12 protein-coding genes are annotated in these 12,848 nt (G+C 63.3%); 4 read left to right on the top strand and 8 right to left on the bottom strand.

Going from position 1 to position 12,848, the window contains the following annotated elements:
- Positions 1-15 precede the first annotated feature (15 nt).
- From C8D77_RS06125 to C8D77_RS06110, 3 genes are all read right to left on the bottom strand, one after another.
- On the bottom strand, positions 16-1,041 hold the full coding sequence (locus C8D77_RS06125; RefSeq protein ID WP_109660236.1) for a zinc-dependent alcohol dehydrogenase: 1,026 nt from the start codon (positions 1,039-1,041) through the stop codon (positions 16-18).
- Between the two features lie 15 nt (positions 1,042-1,056).
- On the bottom strand, positions 1,057-2,379 hold the full coding sequence (gene hisD / locus C8D77_RS06120; protein WP_109660233.1) for a histidinol dehydrogenase: 1,323 nt from the start codon (positions 2,377-2,379) through the stop codon (positions 1,057-1,059).
- Positions 2,380-2,586: 207 nt separating this feature from the next.
- A complete protein-coding gene (locus tag C8D77_RS06110) occupies positions 2,587-3,360 on the bottom strand; it encodes an SDR family NAD(P)-dependent oxidoreductase (RefSeq protein WP_109660231.1) in 774 nt (257 codons plus the stop codon).
- Between the two features lie 130 nt (positions 3,361-3,490).
- Between C8D77_RS06110 and C8D77_RS06105 the strand changes: the two genes are divergently transcribed.
- A complete protein-coding gene (locus C8D77_RS06105; RefSeq protein WP_109660229.1) occupies positions 3,491-4,594 on the top strand; it encodes a histidinol-phosphate transaminase in 1,104 nt (367 codons plus the stop codon).
- 211 nt (positions 4,595-4,805) lie between these two features.
- Complete coding sequence (locus C8D77_RS06100; protein ID WP_109660227.1) at positions 4,806-5,063, top strand: hypothetical protein; 258 nt, start codon at positions 4,806-4,808, stop codon at positions 5,061-5,063.
- 138 nt (positions 5,064-5,201) lie between these two features.
- Here the strand turns inward: C8D77_RS06100 and C8D77_RS06095 are convergent, their stop codons facing one another.
- The 5 genes from C8D77_RS06095 to C8D77_RS06075 all read right to left on the bottom strand — a co-directional run bounded on the left by C8D77_RS06095 (position 5,202) and on the right by C8D77_RS06075 (position 10,548).
- The gene (locus C8D77_RS06095) at positions 5,202-5,885 is read right to left on the bottom strand and encodes an SGNH/GDSL hydrolase family protein (RefSeq protein WP_109660225.1); all 684 of its coding nucleotides are present in this window, start codon (positions 5,883-5,885) and stop codon (positions 5,202-5,204) included.
- Positions 5,886-5,980: 95 nt separating this feature from the next.
- A complete protein-coding gene (locus tag C8D77_RS06090) occupies positions 5,981-6,934 on the bottom strand; it encodes an ABC transporter permease (protein ID WP_109660223.1) in 954 nt (317 codons plus the stop codon).
- A gap of 3 nt (positions 6,935-6,937) precedes the next feature.
- Positions 6,938-7,900 (bottom strand): ABC transporter permease, encoded by a 963-nt coding sequence (locus C8D77_RS06085; protein WP_109660221.1) that lies wholly within the window; start codon positions 7,898-7,900, stop codon positions 6,938-6,940.
- Positions 7,901-7,908: 8 nt separating this feature from the next.
- On the bottom strand, positions 7,909-9,420 hold the full coding sequence (locus C8D77_RS06080) for a sugar ABC transporter ATP-binding protein (protein ID WP_109661334.1): 1,512 nt from the start codon (positions 9,418-9,420) through the stop codon (positions 7,909-7,911).
- Between the two features lie 81 nt (positions 9,421-9,501).
- Positions 9,502-10,548, bottom strand: coding sequence for a substrate-binding domain-containing protein (locus C8D77_RS06075; protein WP_425453707.1), 1,047 nt, complete (start codon positions 10,546-10,548; stop codon positions 9,502-9,504).
- 377 nt (positions 10,549-10,925) lie between these two features.
- Here C8D77_RS06075 and C8D77_RS06070 point away from each other — a divergent pair, with 377 nt between their 5' ends.
- Complete coding sequence (locus C8D77_RS06070) at positions 10,926-11,576, top strand: SGNH/GDSL hydrolase family protein (RefSeq protein ID WP_109661332.1); 651 nt, start codon at positions 10,926-10,928, stop codon at positions 11,574-11,576.
- Positions 11,577-11,633: 57 nt separating this feature from the next.
- A complete protein-coding gene (locus C8D77_RS06065) occupies positions 11,634-12,728 on the top strand; it encodes an ROK family transcriptional regulator (protein WP_109660217.1) in 1,095 nt (364 codons plus the stop codon).
- The last annotated feature ends 120 nt before the right edge of the window (positions 12,729-12,848 follow it).

The following is a 12,848-nucleotide window of genomic DNA, read 5'->3' as shown; positions in this document are numbered from 1 at the left end:
GCGATTTATCGGAAATCACGACTGCTCGACAGGTTGCGGCATGCGGATGATTGTTTTCAAGCCGTCGCTGCGACCCGCCAACAGCCGCTGATAGGCGGCGGGAATCTCATCGAGGCCGATCTCCTGGTCGATCAGCGCCAGCAGCGGTTCGCTCAGGTCGCCCAGCATCCGCACGGCCTCGGGCAGTTCGTCGGCAAAGGCATGGCATCCCAGCAACCCGATTTCGCGTTCGACCAGCATGTTGGGATCGATGTCGAGGCGGCCATGGAAGATGCCAACCATGGCGACCGTGCCGCCGGGATCGAGAACGCCGAGCAGCTGATTGAGCGCCGCGATGCTGCCGGTCGCCTCAACGGCCGCGAGCAAAGGGGCATTGGCGGTTGCGGCGGCAATGGCATCCCGGTTCAGATCGACAATCGTCGCACCCGTCACTCGCGCCACGCGGGCACAGCGGTTCTGGTTGCGATCGGCGACGAGCACGGTGCCGGCGAAGGTTCGCGACAGCAGCAGCGCAGCAAGACCGCCGATAGGCCCGCAACCGACGACCAGCACCGCGCCTGCCGCCTTCGGCAGGCGCCGCACCGCGTGCAGCGCCACCGCCAGCGGCTCGGCCATCGCCGCGACCCGCTCGTCGAGCCCGGCATCGATGATATGCAAAAGCCGTGCGGGCAGCACCGCCTGTTCGGCAAATCCGCCGTCGCAGATCTCCCCCACGAAGCCCAGCGACGCGCAGAGATGCCGCCTGCCGGCTTGGCATTGCGCGCAGTCTCCGCACCAGAAACGGGAATCGGCAACGACCCTGTCGCCGATGGCGACGGTGTCGACGCCCGCGCCAATGGCGGTCACCGTGCCGGCCAGCTCATGGCCGGCCGTCGAAGGCGACCGGCTTATCCACTGGCCCGTGCGGAAATTGTGCAGGTCCGAACCGCAGATGCCGGCGGCGTCGACCCTGAGCTTCACCCAGCCCGCATCCGGCGCGCCAGGCGCGGCGATGTCCTCGACGCGCAGATCGCCGGGTCCGTAGAGTCGTGCCGCCTTCATCGCGATCGTTTCCGCTCAGCCGGCGAGATAGCGGTCGCGGATTTCCGAGACCGCGTTCTCATGCGAACTGAACCCTTCATAACGGGCGAGCCTGCGGGCGTGCAGAGCGAGTTCCGGATAGGCGGCCGAGGTGACATAGCCGACCGACGAGCGCTTGACGAAGTCCGTCACCGAAAGCGGCCCATAGGTTCGCGCCCAGCGACTGGTCGGCAGCACCGCATTGGGTCCGAGGACGAAGTTGGCCAGCGTCACCGGCGTGTGCGGACCCATCAGGATTTCGGCCGCCTCGGTGATACGCCCGAGATGCGCGAACGGCTCCTTCGACAGGATCTCGAGGTGCTCGGGCGCATAGTCGTTGATGAAGCGGTAGCTGTCTTCCAGCGACGCCGTCAGCACGATGCCGCCGCGCTTGCCGGTCAGCACCGCGCGTGAGAACTCCACACGCTGCTCGGTCATCCGCGACCAGTGCTCCGGGATTGCAGCCAATGCGGCTTCGGCGACCTTGCGACTGTGCGTCACCAGATAGGCCGAGGAATCCGGCCCGTGCTCGGCTTCGATCAACAGGTCGAGCGCGGCAAGGCCGCCGTCGACGCTGTCATCGGCAAAGATGATCGCTTCCGACGGACCGGCTGGAAGGCCTGTGTTGATGACCGATGACAACACGCTCTTGGCCGCCACCACCCACGGGCTGCCGGGGCCGACGATCTTGAGCGCGGGCTTCACCGTTTCCGTGCCGTAGGCGACGGCGGCGACCGCTTGCGCGCCGCCGCATTTGTAGACGGTCCCCACGCCAGCGAGGCGCGCGGCGACGAGCGTTGCCGCATCCACCGACCCATCCGATGTCGGCGGCGTCACGATAGCGATCTGCGGCACGCCGGCAATCACCGCCGGCACCGATGTCATCATCGTCACCGACGGAAAGGCGCCCTTGCCGCGCGGCACGTAGAGCGCAACGGAAGCGATCGGCGTGTACCGGTCGCCGGCATAGGCGCCCGGCCGGACTTCCTTGAGCCACATCGTTTCCGGCTTCTGCTCCTCATGGAAATGCCTGATGTTGTCGATGCCGAACTGGATGCTCTCGACGACATCCTTTTCGACCTTGTCGAATGCCGCATCGAACTCGGCTTCCGACACCTGCAGTTCGCCCTCGGCGACATTGGCCTTGTCGAGTTCCCTGGCAAAGCGGATCAAGGCGGCGTCGCCTTCGTCCTTGACGGCCTGGATGATCGGCCGGACCTTCTCGACGAAGACCGTCAGATCGGCCTCGGCGCGCTTCAGCAGACTGGCGCGCTGGTCGGCATCGATGGATGACAAATCGTGGAAGCTGATGTCGGACATGGCTGCTCGTTCTCCTGGAACTCTTGGAACGCAATGACGGTTGGCGCTGATCGGCCATAGTTCTGCAGGCCGACAGGTCGACCCGGGACAAGGATCAAAGCCATCGAGAGGCTTCACTCGGGCAAAAGTATATACATGTATGTATGATGGTCGCCAGCAATTTTTCCATCATCCTTCCGATCGAAACGACGCAGACAAACCGCAAGATCAGATCGAGGCGAGAAAGCCGCCATCGACCGGGATGGACTGGCCGGTTATGTAGGCTGCCGCATCCGAAGCGAGGAACACCGCGATGCCGTGCAGGTCGTGGAGGTCGCCGAAACGGCGCTGCGGGATCTTGGCCAGCATGGAGTGCTGCCATGCCTCGTTGCTGTAGAAAACATCAGTCATCGCTGTCCTGAAATAGCCCGGCGCGATCGCATTGACCCTTATGCCAAGCTCCGCCCACTCCGCCGCAAGCGCCCGCGTCATGCCGAGCAGGCCCGACTTCGACGAGCCATACGGCACCGCCGTGGGGATTCCGACTTCGGATGTCAGCGAGCACAGGTTGATGATGGCGCCAGGCCGCCCGGCGTCCCGCATCTGTCGCGCGGCGGCCTGGGCGCAGAAGAACGCTCCCTTGAGATTCGTGTCGACGATCCTGTCCCACAGCGCCTCGTCGACATCGAGCGAGGGCCGAACCTCTTCCACGCCGGCATTGTTGACGAGAATGTCGAGGCCGCCAAGCAGGCCGGCCGCCTCGTCGGTGGCTGCGCGGCAGCGGCCGACATCGGTGACATCGAGCGCGATGGCATGCGCCACCCCGCCGGCGGCGCGGATGGCTGCCACGGTGTCCTCCAGCGAAGCGAGGCTGCGCGCCGTGACCGCAACGTCGGCGCCGGCCGCGCTCAGCGCTTCGGCGATGCTGCGCCCGATGCCGCGACTGGCGCCGGTGACAAGCGCCTTCCTGCCGGAGAGATCGAAGAGAGAAGCATTGCGCATGTGATCCTCCTGGTCGGTGTCGGCTTCGGCATCAGTTTCGAGACTATCAGATCAAGTTACATATACAAGCATATACAAACTATTTCAGCTGCGATACTGATGACGAAATCCGCCGCAGAGGAGCCCGCCCGTGTCGAAAGCCTCGGATATGGTTCGCACCGAAGTCAACCGCCTTTCGCCCTACAATTCCGGGCTGACCATTGACGAGGTGCAACAACGATACGCGCCGGCCAGGATCGCCAAACTAGGTTCGAACGAAAACCCGCTCGGGCCAAGCCCGTCGCTGGCCACGACGATGCATGCCGGGTCCGAGATGTTCCGCCTCTATCCGGACCCTGCCGGACGCAAGCTGCGCCAGGCGATCGCCGACAAATATGCCGTCACCGAGGACCAGATTATCCTAGGCAACGGTTCCGAAGACCTTCTCTCCGTCATCAGCCGGGCCGTGTTGCGGCTAGGCGACGCCGTCGTCACGCTCTATCCGTCGTTCCCGCTGCATGAGGACTATGCGACGCTGATGGGCGCGACCGTCAAACGCGTTGCCGTCGACGACGATCTCACCATCAATGTCGACGCGCTGGTCGAGGCGGTGCGCGAACGGCCCCGCATGCTGCTGTTCTCGAACCCGATGAACCCGGTCGGCAGCTGGCTCACCGGCGGCGATCTGTCGAGGGTTCTGGATACGGTGAGCGACGAGACACTGATCGTCATCGATGAAGCCTATGCGGAATATGCCGAGGGCGACGACTATACGTCGTCCCTGCCTTACCTAAGCCGACGCGACCGGCCCTGGATCGTGCTTCGAACCTTTTCCAAGGCGTTCGGGCTTGCCGGATTGCGGATCGGCTTCGGCATCGTCGGCGACCCGGAGCTGCGCGCGCTGCTCGATCGTGTCCGCACGCCCTTCAATGCCAACGCCATGGCCCAGGCCGCCGCACTGGCGGCGCTCGCCGATGATGAACACCTCGCCAGGGTCGTCGCGCTGGCCATGGCGGAACGAGCACGCGTCGAGATTTTCCTCAGGAGTAAGGGGGTCGACGTCGCGGCCTCCAGGGGCAATTTCCTGTTCTTCAACTGCCGGCAAGATGCTTCCGTCTTCGTCGAGGGCCTGCTGCGCCAAGGCGTCATCGTCAAACCGTGGAAGCAGCAGGGCTTCGACACCTATGTGCGCGTCAGCATCGGCTCGGCATCGGAGAACGACCACTTCATGGCCGTTCTGTCGGAGTTGTTGTGAATGCAGGTCTGGCGGATCGCTCCGCGCTCGGGGCCTGCTCGTTGCCGCCGATTTTGACGAGGCCCTAAGCAAGGCTCGCCGGCCGCCGCGCTGTTCGTCGGTGACGACAGCGTATTTATTTGGCTTCGAGCCTGCGGCAGGCCTTAACTTTCGCGGCGCGGGTTTTTACATCCTAGGGGTCTGCAGATGATCGACGCTTGAGGAGGCTCCCTTGCAGCAACGAGATGACATCGCCGCCCGCCGATTGAGCATTCTCATCGAACAATATGTGGAAGCGCGCAAAAAGCGCTACGACTATGTGTCGACCGAGCAGGCCTATCAGGCCATCCGGCACGTCCTCAAACCCGCCATTCCCGATCGCGAACTCGACGACATGGTCGCCACGCTTGCCGTCAAGAACGGGCTGGCGGTCGTTTTCGACCGCCAGACCAAAGCGTCCGCCGATGATGTTCCGGGAACAAAGCCCTGATCAACACAGGTCTGCCACCGTCGAGCACCACATAGATACGGGGCCAAACGGCCCCGTATCTATGTGTATCGCCGGAGGAAACGAGCGATACACCTGCGCCCTGGGCCTGTGTGCCGCAAGCCGACGGGCGTGGCGGGTTCAAGCGGCGGTGCTGACCTTGCCCGGCTCGAGGATCGACTTGACCTTGTCGGCGACGGCGCGCCCCAGATCGGCGTTGTTTGCGGCAGTGAAATGAATGCCGTCGACACCGTCCGTGGTGACGAAGTCGCCGGCATTGAGGAAGTCGATCTTCATGAAATCCGCCATCGCCTTGTACTGCCTGGCCAGATCCCTGGATTTTTCGTGACCGCCGCCAAACATGCCCTCGAACCACGGATCGGGCATCGGGGTCAGCGGCGGTGGCGCAATGACCAGCGCCCTCGGGGCCGGATAAGGAGTGCCGATGCCGCCGGCGCTGGTCAGGATCTGCCCGACCAGTTTCGCCATTCCATTGGCGATCTCGTAAGGCGTCCGGCGGAAATAGGACTTGGTGTCGTTGGTGCCGAGCATCACGATGACCAGATCCAGCGGCAGATGGCTGGCGATGGCCGAGGGCAGGTAATTGGCGCCGTTCAGGCGCGGGTCGTTGGGGTCGTCGAGACAGGTCGTGCGTGCGCTCAAGCCTTCTTCGATAATGTGATAGCCCGCTCCCAGCGCCGCCGCCATGACGCCGGTCCAGCGCTGGTCATAGGGATAGCGGTAGGTCGGCGACCCCTCCTTGACCGGAACCCAGCCCCAGGTCAGCGAGTCGCCGTAGCACATGATGTTTTTTGGCGGTGACATCCATGTTTCTCCATCTGTTTGCCAATTTGTCTGAACGCGCGGTTCTATCGGTCCCGGCAAACGCCGGTGCCGGCTCGCCTTTTCGCTGTTTCACGTCAGGGGGTTCGCACGCGCACTCCATAGAAGATCGCCGCGCCGAGGATGATGACGCCCTGGGCGATCAGCTTGCCGGGCTCGTCGATGCCGAGCACCGTCATCACCACGAACAGCAGCGCAAAACACAGCGCACCGAAGAAAGGTCCCCAGACGCCACCGTCGCCGCGGCCGAAGACGACGCCGCCGAGGATCGTTGCCGCGACAGCCAAGATCGGCAGATCGAGACCGACGCGGACGCTGCCGACGGCAATCGAACCGGTCTGCACCAGGGCCGCGATCGCCGCGATCAGGCCGGCGAGCGTATGCGCCAGGATGACGGTGCGCTGAACCGGTACGCCGGAAAAATGGGCGGCTTCGGCATTCTCTCCGACCGAGGCGACGTAGCGGCCAAACACCGTCTGCGACAAAAGCAGCGACACCGCGGCGGTCAGCAGGATCCAGAACAGCACCGGCGTCGGAACCGACAGGAATTTCGTGTTGTAGAGGTCGTTGAACAGTTTCGGCACGTCGCCGGGCGGATTGCCGCTCGACAGGAACTGCACCAGCCCGACCAGGATGATGCTGACCGCCAGCGTGACGATGACGGCCGACACCCGCCGGTTGCCGATCATGAAGCCGTTGAACAGGCCAATGACGAGGCCGGTGGCGAGCGCCAGCACGACGAAGAATGGCAGCGACGCGCCGGGGAAGCTGCCCGACGAAATAAAATAGTTGATCAAGAGGATGATGCCGCCGCCGGAGAGGTCGATCGACTTCACCCGCATGACGACGAGTTGCCCCAGCACGAGGATGCCGAGCGGAACGATCTGCCTGATGAAGATACCCATGATGTTGAGGTTGAGCATGTTCGGCCGCGCGATCCACAGCGTCGCCAGCAGCACGAGGAAGACAAAATAGGACGGCGGGATGCGCAGCAGACGCCGGGTAATCGGATTTGCGAGAACGGCAGCCATTTCTCAGAGCCCCATCTTCTTGCGGGATTGCAGCCCGACCACCGCCAGCAGGATGCCACCCTTGATCGCTGTCTGGACAAAGGGCGAGACGTTGGCGAGGTTCATGCCATTGGCCAGCAGCGCCATGACCAGCGCACCGATCACCGTGCCGTGCAGGCTGCCTATGCCGCCGGAGAGCTGGGTGCCTCCAAGAGCTACGGCGGTGACGGTGTCGAGTTCGAAAAGCAGCCCGACATTCGGATCGCCCGACACGATGCGCCCGGCCAGGAAGACACCGGCAACCGCTGCGAAACAGGAACAGACCATATAGGCGAGGATGATGTTGCGGCGGTCGGAGACGCCGAAATTGCGGGCGGCACTCTCGGCGCCGGACGCGATGCCGCCGCCGATCGCAAACAGGTGCAGCCCGTATCGCGATCCGTAGAGCAGCTTCCAGGCTGCCACGATCACGACGATGCCCCAGAAGACCGGATAGGGAATGCCAAGGAAACTGCCCGAGACGGCGGCGATGACGATCTCCGGCACGGTGCCGCCGGAGACGGGACGCAAGATGCGCGTGATGCCAAGCACGATGTACTGCGTCGACAGCGTCGCGATGATCGGATGGACGTTGAAGCGGGTGATCGCCAGGCCGTTGATCAGCCCGATGAGTGCGGCCAGCAGAAAGACCGCCGGGATCAGCACGATCGCCGGCTGGTCGAGCGCCAGCACCGCCGTGGTGAAGCTGATGACCGAGCCGACCGATAGATCGAGCCCGCCGATGAGCACGACGACGAGCTGTCCGATCGCCGCAATGATCAGCGGCATCGCCTGGGCAACCAGGTTGAAGAGGTTTTCAGCCGTCGCGAACTGTGTCGTCTCGACCGTCAGCCAGAGCGAAATGAGCAAGGCAACTAGCAGCGGCAGGCCCCACAGGCCTTGCCGTGTGTTCCGGCCACTCAAGATGTTAAACAGCGAACGATGCATGGAGGCCCCTAATGCTGGCGCGTGGAGCCGCCCATCAGGGCCGCGTCGAGGATCTTGTGCTCCGTCGCCTGCGCTGCCGGCATTTCGGCAACGATCGTGTCGTGATGGACGACGTAGATGCGGTCGCAGAGCCCGATCAATTCGATCGTCTCGCGAGACAGCACCAGCACGGCGCCGCCCTTGCGGGTGAAGTCGCGCAGCAGATGGTAGATCTCGGACTTGGCGCCGATGTCGACGCCGCGGGTTGGCTCCTCGACCAGCAGAAGATCGAGATCGGCGGCAAGATAACGGCCGAGCAAGACCTTTTGCTGGTTGCCACCCGACAGGGAGCCGACCGGAGCGGACGGCCCTGCCGCCTTTATGTTCATGACCTCCATCATGTGCGCGATGACGCTTCGATAGGGTCGCGCCGGCGCAAGTTCGGGTCGCCTCGAATGCAATCCGATGGCGATGTTGTGGGCGATCGGCAAAGCGAGGAAGAGCCCCTCTTCCTTGCGGTCCTCGGGCACGAAGCCGACCTTCAGTTGCTGCAGATGACGGACGCCCGCCGATGTCGAGAGCGGCATCTTCAGCGCTTTGCCGTTGATGGAAATCGTCCCGGCGAAGGGATGGTAGCGGCCGATCAGCGATCGCAGGAAGCGCTGCTGGCCCTGCCCCTCCAGCCCGGCCAGGGCGACGATCTCGCCCTTGTGCAAAGTCAGCGACAACGGCTGCGCTGTCTCGGTGATCCTGAGGTTCTCGACGCGCAGGATCTCGTCGCCTTTGTCATCGGTGCGATCGGGGAAAAGGTCCTGGAGTTCGCGTCCGACCATCATGGCGATGAGTTCGTCGGTGGTGATCTCGGACACCATCCTGGTGCCGACCAGTGCGCCGTCCTTCAGCACCGTCACCGTGTCGCACAGCTCGAAGATCTCCTCCATGCGATGCGAGATGTAGACGACAGCCTTTCCCTTATCGCGCAGCCGGCGGATGTTGCGGTTGAGCACATCGACATCGGCCGCATTGAGGGCTGCCGTCGGTTCATCGAGGATGAGCACACTGGCGTCGGCCTGGATGCAATGCGCGATCTCGACGAACTGCCGCTCGGCGATGGTCAGGTTGGAAACGAGTTGTGACGGGTCGAGCGTGAGGCCGAGTTCGCCAAGCGCCCTGGCGGTCTGGCTGCTCATCGCGGAATAGTCGATCGAGCCGAACCGGGTCGTCGGTTCCCGACCGAGAAACATGTTCTCGGCGATCGACAGATTGGGCAGCAGCGAATGCTCCTGGAAAACGGTCGAAATGCCCGCATTCAGCGCGTCGCGCGGCGACTTCAGATCGAGCTTTTCCCCATTCATGAAGATCTCGCCGGAATCAGGCTGATGCACGCCCGCTAGGATCTTCATGAGAGTCGATTTGCCGGCGCCGTTCTCCCCCATCAGGGCATGAACGCTGCCCGCCTTGAGATCGAGGGAAACCGAGTGGAGCGCCTTGCTCCCTCCGAACGCCTTCGAAATGTGGGACATCTCGATAAGATTGGTCACGAAACCCTCGAACGAACCGGATTCAAAAGATGGAACGGCCTGCGGGGAATGCTTGTCCACTCCCCGCCAGCCACGGCGCCGTCACTTCTTGCCGTAATATTCCTTGAGCTTGTCCTCGGGCAGTTCGCTCGGCCACCAGACATTGGCCGTCAGGTCGTCGCGATAGTATTTGGCGGCCTTGTCCTTGTCCCAGCCGTCGGGATTGTAGACATAGCGCTTGTAGAGCTGTTGACCCTCGAGCAGGGCGACAGCGGCGCGCACGCCGGCCGCACCTTGGGCGGGGCTGTATTCCGGCGAGATCGACTTGAATCCGTCCGTGATCCACTGGCCGAAATAGCCATTGTTGCCTTCGCCCGAAATCGGTGGAATGGGCGTGCCGAACTGCTTGAAGACATCGACGCAGGCGCGCGTCATGTCGGCGCCGGACGACCAGATGCCGTCGACCTGCGGATTGTTCAGATAGAGCGTCTCGCACAGCTTCTTGGCCTTGTCGTACTGCCAGTCGCCATGCTCCTCGGCGATGATCTGCACATGCGTGCCCTTGAGCGATTCCAGGAGGCCGTTGTAGCGGTTGGTGTCTTCCGGATGGCCGGCCAGGCCACGCAGGACCCAGATCTTGCCGTTGTCGCCGACGGTCTTCACCAGCCAGTCGCCCATCACCTTGCCGAAGTGCTCGGCGCCGCCCTGGATTTCGGTGGTGTAGGCGTCGGAATCGATGCGGCCGGTGTGAAGGATGACGGGGATGCCGGCGGCGACCGCCTTGGCGATGCTGGCATTCGCCGATGTGCTGGTCACCGGCTGAACGATGATCGCGTCGACATGCTGCGCGATCAGATCCTCGATGTCGGCCACCTGCTTCTTCTGGTCGAAGCCGGCATCGAGCAGGATGAACTTCGAGATGCGCTTGTCCTTTGCCGCGGCGTTCTCCGCCTCATGCGCCACCTGCACCGTCCAGGTGTTTGCGTTGACGCCGAAGTCGCTCATTCCGATGACCCAGGGCGGGTCCTTCTTGAACGCACCGGCCGCGGTCATGCGCGTGTCGTCGGAGCGCGGCGCGACGCCGTCCATCAGCTTGACGTCTTCCGCATGCGCCAGGGACGTCACGGCAAGCGCTGATGCGACGAGCATCCCCAGGCCGACGGTTTTCAGCAATCCTAACATTGAATTCTCCTCCTTGTGGTTGCCCCGGCCTACGAATTCGTATGGCCGGCCGTACGAATTCGCACGGACCGCGAGACGCTCTCCCAATGCATGCCCGGCGTCGCAAACCGACCGATGCACGCAATTCTCCCGCCCCCGACACATGCGTGTCGAAGCCCAACTTCTGCTGGACGATGATGACGGTCGAGAACTCCTCCGGGCACTTTAGAAGCACAGCGGATTCGGCCTGTCAATAGTTAGTCATGTTGAATGACTATTCCCTTGCTTGCCTTTCACCGCTCCGCTATCCATCATGAATGGCGCTCGCCGGCTTCGGCGTGCTGTCAGTTCCGACGGGAAAAAACATGCGATCTGTCTTGTGCTACGGCGACTCCAACACGCACGGCCAAATGCCCGGCAAAGGACCGCTCCAGCGCTATGGTCCGGGTGAACGCTGGCCGGGGATATTGCGTGCTCAGCTGGGGGCCGACTGGTACGTCATCGAGGAGGGATTGAGCGGCCGAACCACTGTCCACGACGATCCGATCGAGGGCGCCCACAAGAACGGCCGAACCTATCTTCGCCCTTGCCTGCAGAGCCATGCGACGCTCGACCTCGTCATCATCATGCTCGGCACCAACGACCTGAAGATCCGCTTCAACAAGCCGCCGTCGGAAGTGGCGATGGGCATCGGCTGCCTCGTCTACGACATCAAGGAGCTGGCGCCCGGGCCGGGCGGCACCACGCCCGAGATCATGATCGTGGCGCCGCCGCCGATGCAGGACGACGTCAAGGAATGGAAGTCCATCTTCGCCGGCGCGCCGGAGAAATCGCGCCTGCTGGCGCTCGAGTTCGAGGTTCTGGCGGACTCGCTTGAACTCCACTTTTTCGATGCCGGCTCGGTGGTGTCCTGCAGCGAAGCGGACGGGTTTCACATCGATGCCGAAGCGCACAGATTGCTGGGCACCGCGCTCGCCCGCGCGGTCGATGCCATCGGCTGGAGCCGCTCGACATGAGCAATCCCGGCGCCACCAGGCAACGCGCTCTTACCGACGGGGCGACCCTTGCCTGACATGAGATTCGCACCACCCAACCCCTTGCGCATCGCCGATCGTGCGAGCGGGCTGAATGCGTTGAGCGTGCGCAGCTACAATGAGCGGCTGGTGCTGTCGCTGCTGCTTCAGAACGAAGGCATTTCGCGGATGGAAATCGGCGAGAAGACCGGCCTGTCGGCGCAGACAGCCTCGGTCATCGTCCGTTCGCTCGAGCAGGAAGGCTTGGTCTCGCAAGGCGAGGCGCAGCGCGGCCGGGTCGGGCCGCCCACCATACCGCTTTCGCTCAATCCGGAGGGCGCCTATGCGGTTGGTGTCGGCTTCAGCCGGCGCAGGATCGACATCGCGCTCATCGACTTCATTGGCACCGTGCGCTTCCACAAGCAGTTGCCGGCGGATGAAGCCAATCCGTTTCCGCAAAGCAGTGATTTGCTGGGAGCGATCGGGCAAGCCATGACGAGCCTGCCGGTCGAGGCGCGCAGCCGCGTCGCCGGCATCGGGCTGGCTGTCCCCGACGAGGTCGACGCCATGGCTGCAACCCGCAACGGATCGAGCACCTCCCTCAAGGCCCTGCAAGGCGAGATCGAAGAGCAGAGCAAGCTGCCGGTTTTCGTGCAGAACGACATCACCGCGGTGGCCGGCGGCGAAAGCATGTTCGGCGTCGCCAAGCCGCTGAACGACTATTTGTTCTTCTATCTCGGAGCACGGCTGCAGAGCAGGCTCATCCTCAACCACCAGATCTACAAGGGAAACTCCAGCGCCAGCTTCGATCATGGCCTTGTGCGCCTGGAGAGCGAACTGACCAGGCGCGGGCGCCCGTCCGAAATCATCTGGAGCAGCAGCCCTGAGTGGCCTGACCTTGGCGAGGCCTACAGCGAATGGCTGGGGGAATGCTCCAATCGCCTGAAAGCGTCGATCTCCGCACTGACCCAGTTTGTCGAGTTCAGGACGGTGGTCCTGTCCAGTTATGCGCCGCAGAAAATCGCCAAGGCCTTGTGCGCAGACATCGGCCGGGAATTCCCCGACATCCAGGCGCTGCCGGCGCGCGTCACCATCAGCCCCAAGGCAGTCGGCGCGGCAAGCCTGCCGTTCAGTTCGCGCTTCATGATCCAGTGATCGGGCCGAACCGGCACCCTGCTCCCGCCGGCCGGCCGAGCATGCACCTTCTGCAGGTCCATCAGCGATTTTCAGATGAGCAGGCGAATCCACTTGCCAGGAGACCTCACTTAATAGCAT

The sequence above is a fragment of the Mesorhizobium loti genome, from assembly GCF_003148495.1.
GTDB lineage: Bacteria > Pseudomonadota > Alphaproteobacteria > Rhizobiales > Rhizobiaceae > Mesorhizobium > Mesorhizobium loti.
This window is presented reverse-complemented; position numbering and strand designations above follow the sequence as displayed.